The following is a 21,589-nucleotide window of genomic DNA, read 5'->3' as shown; positions in this document are numbered from 1 at the left end:
AGCGTGCCGCGGCCCGCCTTCGGCGACGCTGGCGGGTCACGCGTCTCAGTCCTCGACCGGCAAGCCGTGCCGTTGCGCCCAGTCTCGGATCTGCGCGGCGTTGTCGTCCTGCAGCTGCTGCATCTGCTCGCTGTGCTTGCGGCGGCACAGGCGGCCGGGGTCGTCGGGCTGGCAGGCGCGCAGCGCGGCGGAGATTTCCTGCGCCTGTTGCATGGTGTCGGTCATGATGCCCAGTCCCATCGCGCGCGCTTCGTCCAGTCCGGCCGTGGTGAAGCCGGTGACGATGCGGTACTGCGAGGTGTCGAAACTTCGATCCGCCGGCTGGATGCCGACCAGGCGGAAGCCGACATCGCCGCCGTCGACGTCGGCGCCTTCGGCCACCATCACCCGCGCCACCCGGTTGACCCGGGTGCGATAGTCCTTGAACAGCCCCGCGCCCAGCCCCAGCCACGGTACCTGCGTCTGCACCCGGCTGGCGACCGGGTCGTGCCACAGACTGAGGTAGCCGCCCTCGGGCAGCTTGCCGCGCAAGGGACGGTCCAGTTCGCTCGGTTGCGTATTGGCATTGGTGGCGGGCATCGACTGCGGCGTGCGGGCGATGCTGTTGAACCACGACATCGCGCCGGTGTAGTCCAGCAGCAGGCCGTCGCCCACCGACATGTCGCCGCCGCCCTTGATGCAGGCCTCGCCGAAATCCTTGTGCTTGCCGCAGACCAGCGCATTGCCGCCCGGGCGCAGCAGCACGAAGGCCAGGGCGACCTCCGGGATCGGCCGACCGCCCAGTGCCTGCAGCACCCGTTCCGGTTCCAGCAGAGCGATACTGCCGTCGCGGCTGTTGACGTACTGGGTGAATTTGCCCTTGGCACGGCTGCTGTCGAGGAACTGCACGATCTGCAGGTCGAACCGGAACAGCCCGCTGTCGCCGGGGGGATTGGCCGGGAACGGGCTGTCGCGGTTGAACAGCGCCAGGCGCCGCGCGCGGATCGCGTCGCGTTCGGCGGTGCCGGCGTCGGGCGGCATCTTGTAGCCGGACCAGTCCGGGTCCACCCAGCCCGGCAGGGTGCCCGGCGGCAGCGGCGGTTTCGGCGCCAGGTCATGCGGGATCTGGAACGGATCGACCCAGCCGGGCAGGCCCGGCTTGTCGTCTGCCGGCTTGGGAATGGCGAACGGGTCCGGCGGCTCGACCCCGTCGCGCGTCTCGTCCAGCTCGCGGGTGTCCGAGTCGACGATCTCGATGCCTCCCGGCGGTCCCGGGGGGTCGAAGGGATTCGGCACGCCGCCAAAGAACGCCAGCGCCGCGGCACCGGCCAGCAAGGCCACGATGCCCACTGCGAGGACGCGCCCGCGGCTCATGGCCGCACCCTGACCGCCACCGCTGGCGTGGCATCGCGCGCCTGCGCCTGCGCCTGCCATCCAGCCGCCGCCGACGGCAGGCCGGCAACGAGGCGGTGCATCACTGTTTCACCAGTTCCACGCGCCGGTTCTGCGCACGGCCGGCCTCGGTGTCGTTGCTGGCAACCGGCACGGTGCTGCCGACGCCCTGCGCGGCCAGGCGCGCGGCTGCGATCCCGCGTGCCAGCAGCGCGTTGCGCACCGCATCGGCGCGTTGTTGCGACAACGTCATATTCGATGCGGCGCTGCCGGTGCCGTCGGTGTGGCCGACCACCAGCAGCTTCAGCGATGCCTGCTGGTTGAGCAGTTGCGCGGCCTGGTCGAGGGACGGGTTCGACTCGGGCTTGAGCGTGGCGCGGCCGGTGTCGAAGAAGATGCCATCGAGGGTGACCTTGCCGTCCTGCGCCAACCCCGCGGCCAGCGCATCGGCCGAGACGCCGACCATGCCCGTGTCCATGCCGGCGGTTTCCAGCACGTGGACGTAGGTGATGTGCGGGTTGACCGCGACCGAGACGTAGGCGTTACCGTCGCCGTAGGCCAGCCTGCCGGTGAAATAGCGCAGGTCGCCGGCGATGCCCACGTTCATGCCGTTGATGGTGTTCCAGCCGGGGTTGGCGATGCTGCCGCAGGCGTCGCGGCGCTGGCATTCGTAGTCCACGCGGAAACCGCGCGCGGCAAGCGCGTCACGGTAGTTGCGCTCGATCTCGAAGGTCGAGCGCCCGCGCGGATTGTCGTAGCGCAGCCGCGTCAGCCGGCCTTCCAGGCGCTCGGTGCGGTTCTGCCGCTGCGCGAAGCCGACGATGCGCTGGTACTCGTTGTAGGCGTCGTATTTGCGCTCGCGCAGGTTGGATCCGGCATAGGGCGCGATCAGCGGATGGTCGCCGCCCGGGTCGGCCGAGGCGCCGGCCTGGGCCGCACCGCCTCCGACGATCTCGACCCGGTCGCCGCGGCGTTCGGCTTCGCGGACGCAGCGCTCGTCGCCGAGCGCGCAACGGGTGACCCGGCGGGTCTCCTGGTCCACCTTGCGCTCGACCTCGCTGGTCGCGGCGCGCTCGACGGTACGCTTGAGGCGATCGGCCAGGGTTTGCGCCGAAACCGTGGCGGACAGGGACAGGGCAAGGACCGCAAGGCAGAGCCTGGGCAGGAAACGTTGGCAGGGCATGGCGGACTCCTCGTGTGCAGGTTGCGGCAGGGCCGCTTACCTGAACATTCGGAATCCGGCGGAAAAAGGGCCAGCGGCGCGGGCTTTACGGAGACGAGGGCGGCCATGGGCGCCCGTGCGGCAGTTCCAGGCCCTCCAGCAGCGCTTGCGCTCGCGCTGTCCAGGCCGTGGCACCCGCGGGATCGGCGGCGGCCTCCAGCAGCTGTGCGCGCAGTGCCGCGCGGCGGGCAAGGTCTTGGGCGTTCCCCGGCGCGTAGCGCGCGTCGAAGCGGCCGGCAGCATCCAGTGCGGCCAGGGCCCCGTCCAGCCGGCCCGCCGCGGCAAGGCAGTTCGCCTGCGCCTCTTCGAGGCCGGAAAGGAGGATGACGTCGCGCGCTGCGGGGACGTCCGCGCGCGCGCGCGCAGAGGCAATCAGCGCGCTCCCCGTCTCGACTTCGCCGCGCCGGCACGCGGCCTGGGCGAGGACCGATTCGATTTTTATCATCTTGTTGCGATGGTCCGCCGCCATCGGCGTGAACAAAGCCAGGGCCCGGGCGGCTTCGGCTTCGGTCTGTTCCGCACGTCCCGCCGCTTCCATGACTTCCATCCGGGAGTAGGCCAAAAAAGGAAACTCCGCGGGATCGCTGCCAGTGCTGAGGGCCCATTCCCGGTTGCCCGCCTCGACCTCCGCCAGCGCTTCGTCGAACCGCCGTTGCCGGGTCAACAGCATCGCGCGGATCAAGCGTGCGGCGGCCCGATAGCTGTTAGGTGCGTCGAACAGGCTGTCGTAGTGGCGCTGTGCCTCGTCCAGCCTGCGTCCCGCCTCGGCGAAATCGCCCAGGTGCAGCAGGTTCAATGCGCTGCTCGCCAGCGATACGGTGTAGCGCAGCAGGTTGCCGTCCTTCTGCTGCCGGCGGAGCGCGAGCAGCTCTTCGAAATGCTCGTAGGCCGATGCGTGGAGTTGCGCATCGAGGTAGTTGGCGGCCTGGTCGCTGAGCAGCAGATCCAGGAAGCCGTCCGGCAGGTCGGTGCGTTGCCCGGCTTCGGCCAGCAGCGCCCCGGTCGCCTCGATAGCTTCATGGATGCGGCCGGTATTGCTCAACAGCAGGGCCTTCTCCAGGCGGACTTCCAGCAAGGTCGGCGAGGGTGGGCCCGCGCCTTCTACGGCACGTTCGGCCTCGTCGAGCAGCGCAGCGGCCAACGTGTTTCCTGATTTCCCGCGTGCGTAGTCCGCGCGCACCATCAACGCCCGGGCCAGCACTTCTCCGTCTGCGTCCGCATCGGAACGCGCGAGCCCGATCGCCTCGTCCACCAGCGCGATACCGATCTCGCGACGTGCGCGCCGGCCATGGATCCGGCTGATTACGGTCAGCATCTGCGCGCGCACTTCCGGCGGCCCACTTGCAGGGTCGCGGGCCCGCGCGGCACCGATCTCCAGCAGCTCCTCCGTAGTGGGCAGTTCGTTTAGCGGGCGATCCGGTTGCGTTGCGCTGAACAGGTCGATGATGAAACGGTTGAGGACGTTCGCGCGTTCCAATGCCCGCGCGGTGTTCAGGCGCGATGCGTCGGCTTCTGCCTTGGCCTGCAGCGCCGCTTCGGCTTCGCGTGTCGCGTGTTCGGCCTGCCAGGCGAATGCGGCGATGCCGGTGACGAGACTGATGGTGAGGGCGATCACCAGCCCGCTGGCAAGCCGATGCCGGGCGGCCAGCCTGCCGAGGCGGTAAAAGCGGCTGTCGCGGTGTGCAGTCACCGGATGGCCGTCGCGCCAGGCGCGCAGGTCGGTCGCGAGTTCCGCCGCGCCCTGGTAGCGGAGCCCCGCGTCGCGCGCCAGGGACTTGCGCAGGATCGCGCCGAGGTCCCCTGCCAGGGCCTTGCGCAGTGCGCGGTCGCTCTCGCGCCGCGCGATCGTCGCCGGGTCGATGCACTCGGCATGGGGCGCGCTGGGCGGGAACTGGGGCGCGCTGCCCAGCAACAGCAGATGCAGCAGGCTGCCCAGGCTGTAGACGTCGGTGGCGGTGGTGATCGCGCCGCCATCGAGCTGTTCGGGTGCGGCATAGCGCGGCGTGAAGGCGTACAGGCCGGTGCTGGTGATCTCGGCCGCGCCTTCGGCCAGGATGCGGGAAATGCCGAAGTCGAGCAGGATCGCGCGGCCCTCGGCATCCACCATCACGTTGGACGGCTTGATGTCGCGATGGATCACCAGGTGCCGGTGCGCATGCGCGACGGCGTCGCAGACCTGCAGCAGCAGTTCGACGCGCTGCGGAACGCCAAGCCCCTGTTCGCGGCACCAGGCGGCGATGTCGATGCCCTCGACCAGCGACATGGCGAACCAGGGCGTACCGTCGTCGGCCACACCGGCATCGAGCACCGGCGCGATCCCGGGGTGGCGCAGGCGCACCAGGATGTCGATCTCGCGTTCGAAGCGCGCGCGGCCGGCCGCGGTGGCGGCGGCCATCGACAGCAGTTTCAGCGCGGCCGGCTGTCCCACCGGGGCCTGCAGGGAGCGCGCGCGGTAGACCACCGCCATGCCGCCTTCGCCCAGCAGCTCGACCAGCAGCCAGCGGCCCAGGCGGCGCCCGGCGAGATGGCCGCCGAGATGCTCGGGCAGCGGCGGCGCGGGCAGCGGCGCGTCGAGGATGCTGTCGCGCTGCGCGGCGACGAGCAGGCGGCTGGCCAGCCGGCGCACCTCTTCCGGTGCCTCTGCGTCCGACAGCGCCTGCAGCCGCCGGGCCTCGGGCAGGTCCAGCAACCGTCCGACCAGCGCCATGGCGGCTTGCCAGTGGCCGGGGTCGTCGGTCGTGTCGGCAGGCTTAGTCATCGGGCTGGATTTTCGTGGATGCGGTCGAGGCTCTTTGCGGACATTCGCAGGGCGAGGCGGTCGCGGGTCACGCCACCGGCGACTGCGGTGAAGCGCAGCCGGCCGCCGATCCGGCGTCGCGCAGCGTGTATACGCGCGCCGACCTTGTGGCATCGTCGTCGCCCGGGTGCCTGGGCAGCAGGGCGAGGTCTTCCCGATCGGCCCCGGTCATGACAATGGCCCGCAGCGCAAGGTGGGACCCATCGTAGCGGCCCGGCGGCTCGTCCGCATCGGAAGCGGTCGCGCTCGTGCCGGATCGTCGCCCACCGGCGCGGAGACGGGGTCGCGGAGTCCCGGCGGCCCTGTGGCGACTGCGGCGGGTTGCCCCGAGTCATGCACCTCGGCTGGTGACGAACCGGTCCTGCGGCGCCTCAGGTGGCGTCCGCCGCCCGCCACGCGACGTCTCTGGCACGCGAAGGCCAGCCATCTCGAATGCATGGACGGGCGCGGATCGTCCGCGCTTTTCCTTCATGTCGACCTGGGAGTCCATCATGCGCGTCGTTCTCGTTCCGTTGTCCTGCCGGCTGGCGCTGGCCATCGCCGCCGGGCTGTTGTCCGCCCCCGTGATCGCCGGGGAAACCTGCGAGCTGACCGGGGCCGATTCCACCGGCGCGAGCGTTGCCGGTGGCGTAAACGCGACCGCTTGCGGCGTGGCCAACGAGGCGGCAGGGACGCTGAGCAGCGCTGTCGGCAGCCACAACGACGCCAGCGGCAGCCGCAGCGCGGCGTTCGGCCGGCAGAACACCGCCAGTGGCGCGTTCGCCAACGCCTTCGGCTACGCCAACAGCGCCACCGGCGCGGACAGCAGCGCGGTCGGGTTTGGCAATCAGTCCGACGGCCAGCGCAGCAGCGCCTACGGCGAGAGCAACGTCGCCAGCGGCGATGGCAGCAGCAGCTTCGGCTCCGGCAACACCGCCGCCGGCGAGCGCGCCGTCGCGATCGGCTCCGACAACCAGGCGGCGGCCGACGATGCCGTGGCGCTCGGCGTGGGCAACGTCGCCATGGGCGAGGGCAGCGTGGCGGTCGGCGTCGGCAGCCTTGCCGAGGAGGCGCACGCGGTGGCGGTCGGAGCGAACGCGGTGGCGACGGGCTCGCACTCCAGCGCGTTCGGCTACGAGAGCGGCGCCAGCGGTTGGGGCGCAACCGCGATCGGCGCGCTCAGCACGGCATCGGGCGAGACCGCGCTCGCGCTGGGACGCTTGGCGACGGCCGACGGCAACCGCAGCATCGCCGTCGGCAGCGGCGCGCAGTCCTCGGGCATCCTGTCCAGCGCGTTCGGCGAGGGCGCCAACGCCGCGGGAGGGGGGGCGATGGCGATCGGGCCGGCCAGCCAGGCTTTGGGCACCAACGGCATCGCGTTCGGTCTTGGCGCCCGCAGCCGCGCCGACGCTGCCATCGCCATCGGGGCCAACAGCGCCGCCGACGGGCTCAACAGCGTCGCGCTCGGCAACGGTGCGCTCGCCGATCGCGACAACACGGTCTCGGTGGGACGCGCGGGCAGCGAGCGTCAGATCGCCAACGTCGCCGCGGGCACCGCCACCACCGATGCGGTCAATCTCGGCCAGCTGCAGGCGACCCTGGCCACCGCGAACGCCTACACGGACACCGCGGTGGCCACCGGCGGCACCGCGGCCAATGCCTATACCGACAATCGCGAGACCGCGATCCGCACCGACATGGGTGCGGGCGACACCGCCACCCTCGGAGCTGCCAACAGCTACACCGACACCCGCATCGCCGAGCTCGCCGGCTTCGACCCGGGCGCGATCGGCGGGCGGCTGGACGCGCTGGAGGACAGCTTCGCGGACCTGGACGGACGCCTGCAGCGTCAGGACCGTCGCATCGACCGCCAGGGCGCGATGGGCTCGGCGATGCTCAACATGGCGATCAATGCGGCCGGCAGCGCCAGCCCGCGCGGGCGCATCGCGGTCGGCGCCGGTTTCCAGGGCGGCGAGCAGGCGCTGTCGATCGGCTACGGCCGGCGCGTGGGCCAGCGCGCCTCGTTCTCGCTCGGCGGGGCCTTCAGCGGCGGCGAGCGCTCGGGCGGCATCGGCTTCGGCGTGGATCTGTAGCACCACAGCCGGAAGCACGCGGGACGCCGGTCGCGACCATGCGGCCGGCGCCTCGGCAGGCCCCGGGGGCGCCAGGAGCGAGTTGCGTCCCTCGCGCCTCGCGGCCGGCCGGGGCCGTGCCGGAGGAGCGTTGCGCCTGTGCGTCGTGGTGCCTGCGGCGCGCAGTCGCTATAGTCGCAGCCCGCTCGAATTCGGTGCGCCGACAATGGGCCCGCGCCCTGCACGGAACGTTTCCAACGCCACCATCGCCCTGGCCGCCGGCGGCACCGGCGGCCATCTGTTCCCGGCCGAGGCGCTGGCGCGCGAGCTGATCGCGCGCGGGCACTGCGCGGTGATCTACACCGAGCGCCGCGGCGCCGCCTACACCCAGGCTCTGCAGGGGCTCGATCACGTGGTGCTGCCGGCACGCAGCCTGGCGGGCGGTCCGGTCGGCAAGCTGGCCGCGGCATGGACGATCGCCCGCGCCACGTGGCGGGCACGGCGCGACCTGGGTCGCCGCGGCGCGGCGCTGATGGTCGGATTCGGCGGCTACCCCAGCTTCGCCCCGGCGCTGGCGGCGAAGAGCCTCGGCCTGCCGCTGCTGCTGCACGAGCAGGCCACCCGGCTGAGCCTGGCCAACCGCAAGCTGCTGCGCTTCGCCTCCGGCGTGGCGACGTCGTTCCCGCGCATCGATGGGGCGGAAGGATTCGACCCGGCGCGCATCGTCGAGACCGGCAATCCGGTGCGGCGCGCGATCCTCGACGCGCGCGCGCCCTACCCGGAGATCGCCGATGCCGGCCCGCTGCAGCTGCTGGTGGTCGGCGGCAGCCAGAGCGCGCGGGTCTTCGGCGAGGTGGTGCCGCCAGCGCTGCTGGCGCTGCCGGACTCGCTGCGCGCACGCCTGCGCCTGGCGCTGCAGTACAAGGGCGACGATGCCGAGACGATCGCCGTGCGCCTGGGCGGGGCTGGCGTCCAGGCCGAGATCCGTCCGTTCTTCGACGACATGGGCGTGCGCCTGCGCGCGGCCCATTTGGTGATCGCCCGGGCCGGCGCCACCACCGCCGCGGACCTGCTCGCGGTCGGCCGCCCGGCGGTGTTCGTGCCGATCCCGCACGGCGGCTCGCGCCTGGAGCAGCGCCGCAACGCCGAGGCGCTGGCGGAAGCCGGCGTCGGCTGGTGCGTGTCCGAGCCGTCGCTGACCGCCGCATCGCTCGCGGCTCTGCTCGGCGACCTGTTCGCCGCACCGCAGCGGCTGCAGCGGGCGGCGCAGGCCGCCGCAGATCTGGGTCGCCCACGGGCGGCCCAGGCGCTGGCCGACGTAGTGGAGCGGATGCTGGCCGGCCACGCCCCTGCGGCCGAGTGATGCGCCGGGGTGTGGGAACGACGGCAGCCGCGACGCGGGCCGATGGGCGGTGGAGCAACGGCAGGAGCGCCGCGGGCGCGGCACTGGTGAAGCGGTATCGCAATCGACGAGGAGCGGCATGAGCCACGGGAATCCCGATGTCCTGATCATCGGCGGCGGCCACAACGGCCTGGTCTGCGCCGCCTACCTGGCCGGTGCCGGGCTTCGGGTCACCGTGCTCGAGCGCCGCGGCGTGGTCGGCGGCGCCGCGGTCACCGAGGAGTTCCATCCCGGCTTCCGCAACTCCACCGCCAGTTACACCGTCAGCCTCCTCAACCCCCGGGTGATCCGCGACTTGCGCCTTGTCGAACACGGCCTGCGCGTGGTCGAGCGGCCCTATGCCAACTTCCTGCCGCTGCCGGACGGGCGCGCGTTCCGGCTCGGCGGCGAACACACCCAGGCCGAGGTGGCGCGCTGGTCGGCGCGCGATGCCGAGCGCCTGCCCGCCTACAACGCCATGCTCGAGCGCGTGGTGGCGGTGCTGCGCGAGTTGATGCTGCGCGCGCCGCCCAACCTCTCCGACCGGTTCGTCCTGGCCGACTGGCTGGCTTCCTACGCCACCGCCAAGCAGCTGCGGCGGCTGGACATGCGCGGCCGCCGCGACCTGCTGGATCTGTTCGCCAAGTCCGCCGGCGACCTGCTCGACGGCTGGTTCGAGTCCGAACCTCTGAAGGCGGCGCTGGGCTGGGACTCGATCGTCGGCAACTTCGCCAGCCCGTACACGCCGGGCTCGGCCTACGTGCTGCTGCATCACGTGTTCGGCGAGGTCAACGGCAAGTCCGGCGTCTGGGGCCACGCCATCGGCGGCATGGGCGCGATCACCGCGGCGATCGCCGCCGAATGCGAGGCCCGCGGAGTCCGCATCGAGACCGGTGCGGCGGTGGCGCAGGTGCTGGTCGAACGCGGCCACGGCGAGCGCGGTCGCGCGGTCGGCGTGGCGCTGGAAGACGGCCGCGAGCTGCGCGCCGCCACCATCGTCTCCAACCTCAACCCCAAGCTGCTTTACCAGCGCCTGGTCCCGCAGGGCCAGCTTGACGAGGACACGGTGCAGCGCATCGCCGGCTACCGCTGCGCCTCCGGCACCTTCCGGATGAACGTGGCGCTGGCCGAGCTGCCGGACTTCGCCGCCGCGCCAGGGACCGCGCTGCAGCCGCACCACCAGAGCGGCATCCTGGTCGGACCGTCGCTGGGCTACTTCGAGCAGGCGTTCTTCGATGCGAAATCGAAGGCGCACAACCCCGGCTGGTCGCGCGCGCCGGTGGTGGAGCTGGTGATCTCCTCGACGCTGGACGACAGCCTGGCGCCACCCGGGCAGCATGTCGCCAGCCTGTTCTGCCAGCACGTGCACCCCGAGGTCGACGGCGGTTGGGATGCGCATCGCGAGACGGTGGCGGAGTTGATGATCGACACCGTCGATACGGTGGCGCCCAACTTCCGGCGCAGCGTGCTCGGCTACCGCGCGCTGTCGCCGCTGGACCTGGAGCGCGAGTTCGGGCTGATCGGCGGCGACATCTTCCACGGCGTGCTGGGGCTGGACCAGCTGTTCTCGGCGCGGCCGCTGCTGGGGCAGGGCGACTATCGCGGCGCCCTGGATGCGCTGTACCTCTGTGGCTCGGGCACCCATCCGGGTGGTGGCGTCACCGGCCTGCCTGGGCGCAACGCCGCGCGCGAGATCCTCCGCGACCTGCGCCGCGGCCCGCGGCCGGACTGAACGAGCGCCGGAAGGCGAACCGTGTCGCGCATCCGCGCGCGCATGCTGCGCCTACCAGCGCAATCCCCCGCCCCCCTGTAGGAGCGGCCCATGGCCGCGAAAGCCGCGGGCGTCTCCGGCCGGGTGGGCGGCGATTCCGGGTATCCCCAGCCGCGCCGGCTTTCGCGTGCGTGGCACGCTCCTACAAATATCGGACAGTGCTGCCGCTTCGGTAGGAGCGGCCCATGGCCGCGAAAGCCGCGGGCGTTTCCGATGAGGTGGGCGGCGATTCCAGCCGCATTCACCCGCCCTCGGCCTGCGCGCGCATGGCGGGCTCCTGCGAGGACATCCGCCAGCGCTGCAAACGTTTGCAAGGCAGGTCCTTTCGTGTACTGCCAAGTATCGTTTTGCACTGCAGCGTGCAACCCGACTAACACTTCGTTCACGATTGCCCCGCACCCGACGTGGGGGAGGGAGCAAAGCCCGCGACCGGTTTTCCGGTTGCGGGCTTTTTTATTTCGCGGGGTCCCGGTCTCCCGGCCCTGGGATTCCTTCGCTGGGCATTGCGGGCGCGAGATTGCTCCCGACATGCGCGCAGCCCGGCTCGCCCGGCTTCGAATGCCACAATCGGCGCATGCCCGCAGATGCCGCCGTCCCCTCCGATCTCGAAGCGATCCCGGCCCGCGCCCTCGCCCGGCTGCGCGAAGCGCTCGCCAACGACGCCGGCCGGGCCGACGCGCCGGCCGCCGCCGGGCGCCTGCGGCGCGTGGCGCTGGCCAGCGACTTCGCCATCGATACCCTGGTGCGGCAGCCGCAACTGCTGCTGCGCCTGCTCGACGACGACGGCCAGGCACCGCTGCCGCCTCCCGCGCTCCGGGCCGAGGACCGCGCGGGCTGGGGCGCCGCGCTGCGCCGCTACCGCGCCGCAGCGTCCACCCGGCTGGTCTGGCGCGACGTGCTCGGCCTCGACGACGTCGACGATACCCTGGCCGGGGCCACCCGGCTGGCCGACGGCTGCCTGCAGCTGGCGCTGGCCGCGCTGGAGGAGGAGTTCGCGGCGCGCCACGGCGTGGTCCGCGCCGCCTCGGGCGCGCCGGTGCGGCTGGTGGTGTTCGGCCTGGGCAAGCTCGGCGGCGAGGAACTCAACTTCAGCTCCGACGTCGACCTGGTCTACGGCTACGCCGAAGAAGGAGAAAGCGACGGCACGCGACCATTGGCCGCCGAGCAGTACTTCGCGCGCCTGGGCCAGGCGCTGGCCCGGCTGCTCGACGAGATCACCGCCGACGGTTTCTGCCACCGCGTCGACCTGCGCCTGCGGCCGTTCGGCAGCGCCGGCCGCGTGGCGCTCAGCTTCGCGGCGATGGAGCAGTACTTCCAGCGCGAGGGCCGCGACTGGGAGCGCTACGCCTGGCAGAAGGCGCGCCCCGTGGCCGGTGATCTCGATGCCGGCGCGCGCTTTCTCGATGCGTTGCGCCCATTCGTCTACCGCCGCTATCTCGACTACGGCGCGCTCGACGGCCTGCGCGGCATGAAGGCGGCGATCGCCGCCGAGGTCGCGCGCAAGGAACTCGAGGACGACATCAAGCGCGGCGCCGGCGGCATCCGCGAGATCGAGTTCCTCGCCCAGGTGTTGCAGCTGATCCGCGGCGGCCACGAGCCCGCCCTGCGCGAGCGCCGCCTGCAGCCGGCGCTGCGCGCCCTGCGCGACGCGCGCCAGATCCCCGCCGACAGCGCCGAGGCGCTATCGGCGGCATACCGCTTCCTGCGCAGGCTGGAAAACCGCCTGCAGATGCTGCGCGACGCCCAGACCCACCTGCTGCCGGCAGAGCCGCTGGAGCGCGCGCGCATCGCCCACGGCCTGGACTTTCGCGACTGGGACGCGCTGCAGCGGGAACTGCGCGCCCACCGCGGCCGCGTCGCCGGCGAGTTCGCCGCGCTGCTGGCGCAACGGCGGCAGCAGCCGGCGGTCGACAGCGACATCGCCGGTTACTGGCGCGCGCTGCCGGAGGGTGGCCAGGCCGCCGTGCTCGAGGCGGCCGGTTTCGCGGAAGCGCAGCCGGTGGACGCCGCGCTGCGCGACTTCGTGCGTTCGCCGAGCGTACGCGAGCTGTCCGACGGCGCGCGCGAGCGCCTGGACCGGGTGATGCCGGTGCTGCTGCAGGCCAGCGCCCCCGCCGAGCGGCCGCTGCTGGCGGTCCGCCGCCTGCTGGCCCTGGTGCACAACATCCTGCGCCGGGTGAGCTACCTGGCGCTGCTCGACGAGCAACCGCAGGCGCTGGCGCGGCTGATCGACCTGGTCACCCGCAGCGCGTTCCTGGCCGAGCGCGTGGCCGCGCACCCGCTGCTGCTCGACGAACTGCTCGACGCGCGCGCCGAGGGGCCGCTGCCGCAGCGCGCCGAACTCGATGCCGCCTGCCGCGCCGCCCTCAAGCGCGGCGATCTGGAGGCGGTGCTGTTCGCGCTCAACGAGACCCGCCAGGCGCTGAGCTTCCGCGTCGCCCTGGCCACGCTCGACGGCCGCCAGCCGGCGCAGGACAGCGCCCGGCAGCTGGCGTGGCTGGCCGACGCGGTGGTCGCGGTGGTGCTGGAACTGGCGCAGCGCGAACTGCGCAGCGCCCATGGCGGCATCGAGGGCGCGCGCTTCGCGGTGCTGGGCTACGGCAGCCTCGGCGGCGAGGAGCTCGGCATCGGCTCCGACCTGGACCTGGTGTTCCTCTACGATGCCGCCGGCGAGGCGCAGTCCGACGGCGCCCGGCCGCTCGATGCCACGCGCTGGTTCGCGCGCCTGGCGCAGAAGATCGTCGCCCTGCTCGGCACCGCCACTGGCCCGGGCCGCCTGTACGACGTCGACATCCGCCTGCGCCCGGACGGCGCCAGCGGCCTGCTGGTCTCCTCGCTGGCCAGCTACGACGAATACCAGCGCGAGCGCGCCTGGACCTGGGAGCACCAGGCGCTGGTGCGCGCACGCTGCCTGGCGGGCGACGACTCCCTGTGCCGCGACTTCGGCCAGGTACGCCGCGCCGCACTGGCGCGGGTGCGCGACCCGGCGGAGCTGCGCGCGGACGTGGCGAAGATGCGTGCCCGGATGCGCGCCGAACTCGACCGCAGCGGACCGGGCGGCTTCGATCTCAAGCAGGGCGAAGGCGGCCTGGTCGACCTGGAATTCATGCTGCAGTACCTGGTGCTGCGCGAGGCGCATGCGCACCCCGCGCTGCTGGCGCCGCGCGCGACCCCGGCGCTGCTGCAGGCGGCGTGCGATGCCGGGCTTCTGGCCGCCGCGACCGCCGATGCCCTGGTGCAGGCGCACGCCACCCTCCTCGCGCTCGGCCTGGAGCGCACCCTGGACCGCCGGCCGCGCCTGGTGCCGGAGTCGGAGCCCCTGGCCGCGACGCGTGCGGCGATCCAACAGGCCTGGCGGGATCTCGGTCTTCCGGGGTCGTCCGGCTGAGGCGGCAGCCGCCGTCGAGCGGGCATTCCATACATATAGGGCCGTCCGCACGCGCGTCGATCGGGGGCCGGGAGAGAATGCAAAAATCCTGTTGACGATCCACCGATCCTGGGAGTAAACACGCACCAAGACACTGCGGTTCCGACCCGTTTTCCGGGACGGGCCTGACACGGCGATCGACGCCAGGGACGGCAGTGGCATGGAGGCAGGCGCGCCCGGATGCGCGCCCTGCGGTTTCGGGGGGAGCCGCCACCATGGCGTTGATGAAGCTGTCGCGTCGCGCGAAGGCACCGGCGTTCGTGCTCGTCGCATTCGTCTTTCTGGTCATGTGGCAGATCGCATTGCAGCGGTCGCGGGCGCTCGCCGATCCCGGCGGTGGCGCGGCCTCCACCGCCATCGTTGCCGACTCTCTTTCCGACGAGGTCGCCGCGACGGCGGCGGAGTTCCGGGTCGACGAATCCGGGGCGGCGACCTATTCCGTGCCGATCTACGGCGTCCCCGGCACCGCCGGGGTGATGCCGCAGCTTTCCCTCAACTACTCCAGCCAGGGCGGGTACGGCCCATTGGGCAAGGGCTGGTCGATCGGCGGCCTGTCGGCGATCGGCCGCTGCCGCGCCACGCGGGAGGCGGGCGACTTCATCAGCGGCGGCGCGCCGGTGGACGGCAACCCGGCCGCGATCAACTACACCGCCACGGACCGCTACTGCCTGGACGGCCAGCGCCTGGTGCCAGGCACCGGAGGCGCGGCCTGCCCCGCGGTCTCGGGCATGTCGGTCCAGACCCTGCGCACCGAGATCGAGTCCTTCCAGCGCGTATGCGCCTACACGCCCACCGGCGGCAGCAACGGGCCGGCGTTCTTCACCGTCGCGAGGAAGGACGGGTCGACGTCCTGGTACGGCGACCGCAGCTCCGATGCCGCAGCCAACCGGCCGGACGGATACGTGCAGACCAACGCACCCGGGCACACCGCAAAGGCGCTGGTGTGGGCGCAAACCCGGTTCCAGGACTCCACCGGCAACTACATCGACTACACCTACCTGGAGAACCCGGGAACGGCGGGCGGGTCGTCCGAACACCTGCTGCAGGAAGTCCGCTATACCGGCAAGACGGTGCTGACCGGCCAGTCGGGCAGCGCGCTCGCCCCCTATGCCAAGATCGTCTTCAACTACACCGCCCTGCCGTCGTCGAAATGGGGCTTCGGCTACCAGGCGGGTGGCAGCACTCATACCCAGCGCTACCGGCTGACCAGCATCACCTCCTGCGCCTCGGCGGCGAGCGGCTGCACTGTCGCCAACCAGGCGCGCTACTACGTGCTGACCTATGCGGCGAGCGCCCCGGGCTCGCAGTTCGATCAGCTGATCGGCCTGCAGGAGTGCCGCGACAGCAGCGCCGCGGTGTGCATGGCCCCGACCACGTTCGAGTGGAGCCTGGGCAAGCACGAGTTCGCCACCGTCGAGAAGCCGGCGAATCTGGTCACCGACATGGGCAGCCTGGCCGGATTCAAGCTGGGCGACATCGACGGCGACGGCCGCCCGGACATCGTGTACCTGCGCGGGTCCAGTTCCGGATGCTCCACCAACTGGATCGTCACCGGACTCTCGCGCCTCGACGCCTCCGGGCGGCCCACGTTCGAGGGCTGGAGCAGCGCCTGTCTTCCCGCCGCTATCGCCTCGCGCGGGGAGGGCGCCTGGCACCTGTTCGACTACGACGGCGACGGCCGCGACGACCTGATGGTTTCCGCCGGCACCGGCCAGGGGTGGCGGCTGCATCCTTCCAACGGCACCGGTTTCAACACCGCCCAGAACCTGATCGCCGGCATCTTCGTGCCGTCTTCCACCGCCGTCGACGACCAGATCCAGCTGGCGGACCTCAACGGCGATGGCCTGGTCGACATCCTGTATCCGCGCGATGGCGCCTTGCGCGCGCGCACCATGCAGCGGCAGGGGGCTGCGTTCGCCTGGGGGTCGGAGCGCGTCGTTGCCGTGGACGAGGCCTCGCTGCCGCCGCTGCCGCAGGCCTGCTTCACCAATCCGAACTCCTTTTGCGAGCGCTACGTCTCCGGCATCCCCAATACCAAGTCCGGCTTCATGCAGATGGCGGACTTCAACAGCGACGCGGCATCGGACCTGCTGATCCACGTCACCACCCATACCCGTTTCTACAACTACGGCCCGGGGTGCGACGACATCATTCCTCTCGGTGGCCGTACTGCCGCGCTGGCCGGTGAGGAGCCCGGCTCGGTCGTCCTGCCCTATGTGTCCGACGCCGTGATGGCTGCGGCCAATGAATGGGGGCAGTGCTGGGTCACCAACCACAGCAAGCGCCTCCACGCCTTCACCGTCAAATCCCAGACCTCCAGCAGCGTGACCGTGGCGGACTACGGGATCCCGGCGGAGGGCACGCCCCAGACGATCGTCATGGGCGACGCCAACGGCGACGGGCTCACCGACATCTACGTCCGCTACGCGGGCAATTCGGACTGGCAGTATCTGCTCAACAACGGCCGCGGGTTCCAGTGGGGCGGCACCCTGGCGCTGAGCGACTACCGCGAACATGCGCGATTCGTCGACGTCAACGGCGATGGCCGCACCGACATGGTGCACGTCGGCGTGTCCGGATCCAACAAGACCTACTACGTCAAGTACGCCCTTCCCAACGGAGGTTACGGCCCATCGGCCCTGCTCCCGGGCGGCAACGCCAGGATCTGCGAGGGCAGCGGCTGCAACCAGAACCTGATGACGCCACTGTTCGCCGACTTCGATGGCGATGGCCACCTCGACTTCATGTCGCTGCGCCTGCAGAACAATCCCACGGTGTACGTCTCGCGGAGCAATAGTCGCCACGTGCCCCGCGACACGATCACCCGCATCACCAACGGCCTGGGCGCGCAAACCAATATCGTCCTCGCGCCGTTGACCAACAAGGATCTGCATCGCCGCGATACCGGATCGCGCGCGCTCAACTGGGGCCGCGGCTCGCCGGTCATGGATCTGCTGGCGCCGATCTACGCCGTGGCGCGGGTCTCCAGCAGCTCGCCGCAGGCCGGCGCGCCGAACGCCTTGGCCACGGTGCACTACCGCTATACCGGCGCCAAGGTCCAGGCGGGCGGGCGCGGCTTCCTCGGCTTCCGGCAGATCGTCACCTACGACGCCAATCAATCCGGCGGCTACGTCGTCGTCGGCAGCAACTACGCGCAGAACTTTCCCTTCATCGGCATGCCGACGTCGACCAACAAGCGCGTCGTCGCCGGTGCGAGCTTCGCAATTCCGACCTGCCTGAACGGGAGCGCCATCACCAATGCCTGCTTCGCCACCCCCGGGCAGAGCTTCCCGAGCGTGGGCGGCTCGGTGTTCTCCACCAGTACGCACGAATGGGAGGCGGACGGCGATATCGGCACCGGGACGGCCCTGTTCGCGGCCGGCGTGCAGCGGCCGCTGCACGTGCGCACGCTCGGCACCGAGGAGACGCTGCGCGACCCGTTCACCGGCGCCACCACCAGCAAGGTCGTCACCACGTTCGACTATGGCGCGTACGGCAACGTCGTCAGTACCTCGGTCGATACCCATACCGGCACGGCGTCGTCGCCGATGTCCACCGTCATCACCCAGAACGCCTACTCCGACAACGCCACGCTGTGGCGCCTCGGGCGCATGACCAGCAGTACCGTCACCCATCGTCGCCCCAGCCGCGACGATGTGGTGCGCACCGCGGACTTCGCCTACGACACCGGCAGCGGCCCGGTGACCGGGCTGTTGCGGGTCGAGCGCTCGCAGCGCGACGCCGGCGCCGACCAGGACATCCGCAAGGAGTACACCCGCGATGCCTTCGGCAACGTGGTCCAGACGGTGACCTGCGCGGCGCCGGTCTCGCCGTGCACGACGGGCGGGTTCACCTTCCGTCCCGCGAACCTGCAGACGGTGCACCGCTATTCGCGCACCACCTTCGACAGCCGCGGGCGCTACGCGCTGGCGACCTACGAGCCGTTCCAGTCGGCCTCGGGCAGCATCGAGATCAAGACCCAGACCGTGGTCGCGCGGAACATCTTCGGCGACGTCACCCAGGCCTACGACGTCAACGGCGTCGATACCCTCGCGGTGACCGGCAGCTTCGGGCGCCCCTTCTACACCTGGGTCGAAACGGTGCCGGGAAGCACCCCTGGCGATCCCGCCGGCGGTGTCGAGAGCCGCACCCACTACCGCTGGTGCGGCGGCACCATCACCTGTCCGGCGGGCGCGAAGTTCCGCCAGCAGATCACCCCCGAGGCGGCGCCGGTGCAGTGGACCTACTTCGATGCGCTGGGCCGTCCGATCCTGCAGGCCACCCAGAGCTTCAACGTGGGCGTCAGCGGCAAGGACGCGTCCGCGGTCTGCACCGACTACGATGCGGCCGGCCGGCCGCGGCGCGTGTCCAATCCGTTCTTCCTGGCGGGTACCGCAAGCACGGCGGGCGGCGCAGGGCCGTCGGTCGCCGCGAACGTCTGCACCGCCGGGCGCGCCTGGAACACCACCACCTACGACGCGCTCGGGCGTCCGGCCCTGGTGACCGGCGCGGACACCAGCACGGTCCAGACGGCCTACGCCGGCCTGGCGACCACCGTGACCGACCAGCGCGGCAAGGCCACCACCCAGACCCGCAACGGCCTGGGCGAGCTGACCAAGGTGACCGATGCAATCGGCACCGACACCGTGTACAGCTATTACGCGGACGGCAGCCTCTTCTATGTCCACCGCGACTCGGGGCGCGGCCAGATCCGCAATACCTTCTACTACGACGCCGCGGGCCGGAAGATTCGGCAGGTCGATCCGGACTCCGGCACGACCCATTTCGAGTACAACGCCCTGGGTGAGCTGATCGCCCAGCAGGACAGCATCGGCAATCGCATCGAGAACGAGATCGACGGTCGCGGGCGGGTCTGGCGGCGCATCGTCAAGACCGCCGACGGCACCATCGAGTCGCGCTCCACGTTCAACTTCGACACCGCCGCCAATGGCCGTGGCCAGCCGGCCAACGAGACCATCTGGGGCACCTACCTGGCCTGGCAGGGGCAGTCCGGTACCGCGCTGAGCTACAGCCGCAGCTACACCTACGACAGCCTGGGCCGAGGTTTGGGCGCGACAACGGTCATCGATGGCACCAGCTATCCCACCGCCGTCCAGTACGACAGCCTGGGGCGGCCCTGGAAGGTACTGGACGCTTCGGGCAGGTGGTCGAAATCTTCCTTCAACGCGCGCGGCATGACCCGGGCGGTGTGCAACAGCAACGAGGCCGATACCAGCGGCAACTGCCCCGGTAGCGCCAACACCTATCTCGAGCACCTGGAGGCGGACGCCTGGGGCAACGTCACCGAGGAGCGGCGCAGCTACAACGACGCAATGCGCGTGTCGCGCGAATACTGGGCCAATACCGGCCGGCTCGCGCGCATCTGCGCCGGCAACGCCACCACCTGCAACCTGATGGACGAGGCCTACGGCTGGGACATGGCCGGCAACCTCAGCACCCAGCGCAAGGAAAGCCGCTACCTGGAGACCTTCGCCTACGACAACCTCAACCGTTTCAGCAGCGCCAAGCTGACGATGCGCAACGGCGCCACCGTCAACCAGACTCTGCTGGCGCAGAGCTACGATCGCCTGGGCAACCCCTGCCGCCGCGATGAGGACGGCGGCAACCACAACTACGTCTATGACGGCCGCGCCGGCTGTGGACTGGGCGCCGGCAACAGCGGCTACGGCAGCGGCAACACCACCGGCGCCAGACCCCACCGCGTGGCCCAGTACCGCGACATGCACTACTACTACGACGCGCGCGGCAACCAGACCAGTCGCGACGCCCCGGGTACGGCCAACGACCGCACCGTGCACTACAGCCTCGACGACAAGGCGCACGAGGTCCGGCTGGGCAACGGCACCCGCGCCCGGTTCTGGTACGGCCCGGATGGCCAGCGCTACAAGCGCGAGGACCAGAACGGCCGGCGCACGCTGTACATCGGCAACGTCGAGATCGTCACCGAGGGCGCCGCCACCACCATCAAGCGCAACATTGCCGGCGTCATGCTGCAGACCATCGTCGGCAGCACCGCGACCAACCGCTACCTGTTCCACGATCACCTGGGCAGCGTGGTGCGCATCACCGACGCCAGCGGCGTGGTGCAGAACAGCCAGGACTACCGCGCCTACGGATCCAGGCGCAGCTATACCGACCCCACCGCCGCCGGCACCGCCGCCGCAATCACCCCACGCGGCTACACCGGCCACGAGCACCTCGACGGCCTGGACGTGATCCACATGAACGGCCGGATCTACGATCCCACCCTGCACCGCTTCCTGCAGCCGGACCCGGTGATCCAGGCGCCGGGGAACCTGCAGGGGTGGAATGCGTACACGTATGTGTTCAACAACCCGTTGGTTTATACGGATCCGACGGGAATGATCAGTTTTAGAAAGATCTTGGGAATTGCGATTGCGATCGTCGGGACCTATGTGACCGCAGGGATGGATGGAGGATTCTTTGCGAAGCTGGGTATGGCAATGGCGTTCGGAGCGGCCTCTGGCTATGCCTCAACGGGAAGTTTGCGTGGCGGCGTGTATGGGGCCTTCACTGCCGGTGTTAGCTTTGGGCTCGGGTGGGCAGCGATCGCCAATGATTGGGGGTACATGCAGATGGTGGCGACCCAAGCGATCACCGGCGGTATCGTAGAATCTTTGCAGGGTGGAAGTTTTGGCAGCGGTTTCATGGCTGCCGGATTGACCACGGCGTTCATGCCCCAGGCGGGGCATCGCAACGGAGCGATTAGGGGAGTCAAAGGCGCGTTAATCGGCGGCACGATTTCAGCGCTGAGCGGTGGAAAATTCGCCAATGGGGCGATAAGTGGATCGATCCAGGCGGCGATGATGGGGGGTGGTCGTTCCAGAAGTCCGGACGGCGGCCGCGAAGGGGCATACTCAAAGCATCTGAAGGAGCTCGCAATTGAGCAGGGCGAGGCAGCTATGGAGGCTGTTCGGTCACGCAAGTACACGGTGCTGGACGATCTTGCGACGGCAACATCGGATGCGCTGCAACCCGTAACGGACCGATATGATGTCGAGGTCGGCGTGCGATTCTTCAAGAATGGCGACTACTATGAAGCCGGGACGGTGGTCAGCGATGGTCAGATGTGTGGGCACGGAGCATTGGGTTGCGGTGTCACTCTTCGATTGAGTCAGAGTCTGGCCGGGGGTCGTGTGGCGGGATCGTTGCATACGCATCCAGTGGCATCTAGATTCTCAGGAGACGACCTGGCGTTCGCCTGGAGTGAAAGGGGGTTCTCTGGTGCCCACCAGACTGCGTATGTTTCTCGTCCAGATGGGCGCATCTACTCGTTCAATACTTCCGTTGTTGGAAAAATTCCTGGCGTGTCGACATGGGATGGTTACGTAGATCATGCAAAACGTATTCGCTAGAGTGTTGCTCATTATCCCGATGCTGGCGTTGTCGGGGTGTATTCGTGGCAGCGGCGAATCAGTTCCCGTTAGTAGGCCTAATGAGGACTCTTGTTTCTCGGTTGAAGACGGTTATGGAGTGCCGTTGTGCGTTGTCTCGTTTCCTAGGCTGCTGTCCAGTCCGGAGTCCTAT

At 70.4% G+C, this 21,589-nt stretch carries 9 protein-coding genes and 2 pseudogenes; 7 read left to right on the top strand and 4 right to left on the bottom strand.

Annotation, left to right across the window (positions count from 1 at the left end):
• Positions 1–45: 45 nt before the first annotated feature.
• From H0E84_RS01530 to H0E84_RS20130, 4 genes are all read right to left on the bottom strand, one after another.
• Complete coding sequence (locus H0E84_RS01530) at positions 46–1,353, bottom strand: hypothetical protein (protein WP_180676864.1); 1,308 nt, start codon at positions 1,351–1,353, stop codon at positions 46–48.
• A gap of 100 nt (positions 1,354–1,453) precedes the next feature.
• Positions 1,454–2,554 carry an OmpA family protein gene (locus H0E84_RS01525; RefSeq protein ID WP_180676863.1) on the bottom strand — a complete coding sequence of 367 codons (1,101 nt, stop codon included), beginning with the start codon at positions 2,552–2,554 and terminating at the stop codon, positions 1,454–1,456.
• A gap of 85 nt (positions 2,555–2,639) precedes the next feature.
• Positions 2,640–5,351: a serine/threonine-protein kinase gene (locus tag H0E84_RS01520; protein ID WP_180676862.1), complete on the bottom strand. Its 2,712-nt coding sequence runs from the start codon at positions 5,349–5,351 to the stop codon at positions 2,640–2,642.
• A 67-nt stretch (positions 5,352–5,418) separates the two neighbouring features.
• A complete protein-coding gene (locus H0E84_RS20130; RefSeq protein WP_219339541.1) occupies positions 5,419–5,562 on the bottom strand; it encodes a hypothetical protein in 144 nt (47 codons plus the stop codon).
• Positions 5,563–5,860: 298 nt separating this feature from the next.
• Here H0E84_RS20130 and H0E84_RS01515 point away from each other — a divergent pair.
• The 7 genes and pseudogenes from H0E84_RS01515 to H0E84_RS01490 form a co-directional block, all read left to right on the top strand.
• Positions 5,861–7,006 (top strand): annotated as a pseudogene (locus tag H0E84_RS01515) (ESPR-type extended signal peptide-containing protein); the annotation flags it as partial.
• A gap of 60 nt (positions 7,007–7,066) precedes the next feature.
• Positions 7,067–7,462 (top strand): annotated as a pseudogene (locus tag H0E84_RS20780) (YadA C-terminal domain-containing protein); the annotation flags it as partial.
• 205 nt (positions 7,463–7,667) lie between these two features.
• On the top strand, positions 7,668–8,804 hold the full coding sequence (locus H0E84_RS01510) for a UDP-N-acetylglucosamine--N-acetylmuramyl-(pentapeptide) pyrophosphoryl-undecaprenol N-acetylglucosamine transferase (protein WP_180676860.1): 1,137 nt from the start codon (positions 7,668–7,670) through the stop codon (positions 8,802–8,804).
• 118 nt (positions 8,805–8,922) lie between these two features.
• Complete coding sequence (locus H0E84_RS01505; protein WP_180676859.1) at positions 8,923–10,554, top strand: phytoene desaturase family protein; 1,632 nt, start codon at positions 8,923–8,925, stop codon at positions 10,552–10,554.
• A 224-nt stretch (positions 10,555–10,778) separates the two neighbouring features.
• Positions 10,779–10,967 (top strand): hypothetical protein, encoded by a 189-nt coding sequence (locus tag H0E84_RS01500; RefSeq protein ID WP_180676858.1) that lies wholly within the window; start codon positions 10,779–10,781, stop codon positions 10,965–10,967.
• A gap of 200 nt (positions 10,968–11,167) precedes the next feature.
• Positions 11,168–13,981 (top strand): bifunctional [glutamate--ammonia ligase]-adenylyl-L-tyrosine phosphorylase/[glutamate--ammonia-ligase] adenylyltransferase, encoded by a 2,814-nt coding sequence (gene glnE, locus H0E84_RS01495; protein WP_180676857.1) that lies wholly within the window; start codon positions 11,168–11,170, stop codon positions 13,979–13,981.
• 263 nt (positions 13,982–14,244) lie between these two features.
• The gene (locus H0E84_RS01490) at positions 14,245–21,417 is read left to right on the top strand and encodes an FG-GAP-like repeat-containing protein (protein ID WP_180676856.1); all 7,173 of its coding nucleotides are present in this window, start codon (positions 14,245–14,247) and stop codon (positions 21,415–21,417) included.
• Positions 21,418–21,589 lie beyond the last annotated feature (172 nt).

The organism is Luteimonas salinisoli (assembly GCF_013425525.1).
GTDB lineage: Bacteria > Pseudomonadota > Gammaproteobacteria > Xanthomonadales > Xanthomonadaceae > Luteimonas > Luteimonas salinisoli.
This window is presented reverse-complemented; position numbering and strand designations above follow the sequence as displayed.

What these genes read in the sequence shown, in the direction of transcription:
- H0E84_RS01530 (WP_180676864.1), bottom strand. Translation starts at nt 1,353, where the DNA reads ATGAGCCGCGGGCGCGTCCTCGCAGTGGGCATCGTGGCCTTGCTGGCC.
- H0E84_RS01525 (WP_180676863.1), bottom strand. Translation starts at nt 2,554, where the DNA reads ATGCCCTGCCAACGTTTCCTGCCCAGGCTCTGCCTTGCGGTCCTTGCC.
- H0E84_RS01520 (WP_180676862.1), bottom strand. Translation starts at nt 5,351, where the DNA reads ATGACTAAGCCTGCCGACACGACCGACGACCCCGGCCACTGGCAAGCC.
- H0E84_RS20130 (WP_219339541.1), bottom strand. Translation starts at nt 5,562, where the DNA reads ATGACCGGGGCCGATCGGGAAGACCTCGCCCTGCTGCCCAGGCACCCG.
- H0E84_RS01510 (WP_180676860.1), top strand. Translation starts at nt 7,668, where the DNA reads ATGGGCCCGCGCCCTGCACGGAACGTTTCCAACGCCACCATCGCCCTG.
- H0E84_RS01505 (WP_180676859.1), top strand. Translation starts at nt 8,923, where the DNA reads ATGAGCCACGGGAATCCCGATGTCCTGATCATCGGCGGCGGCCACAAC.
- H0E84_RS01500 (WP_180676858.1), top strand. Translation starts at nt 10,779, where the DNA reads ATGGCCGCGAAAGCCGCGGGCGTTTCCGATGAGGTGGGCGGCGATTCC.
- glnE (WP_180676857.1), top strand. Translation starts at nt 11,168, where the DNA reads ATGCCCGCAGATGCCGCCGTCCCCTCCGATCTCGAAGCGATCCCGGCC.
- H0E84_RS01490 (WP_180676856.1), top strand. Translation starts at nt 14,245, where the DNA reads ATGAAGCTGTCGCGTCGCGCGAAGGCACCGGCGTTCGTGCTCGTCGCA.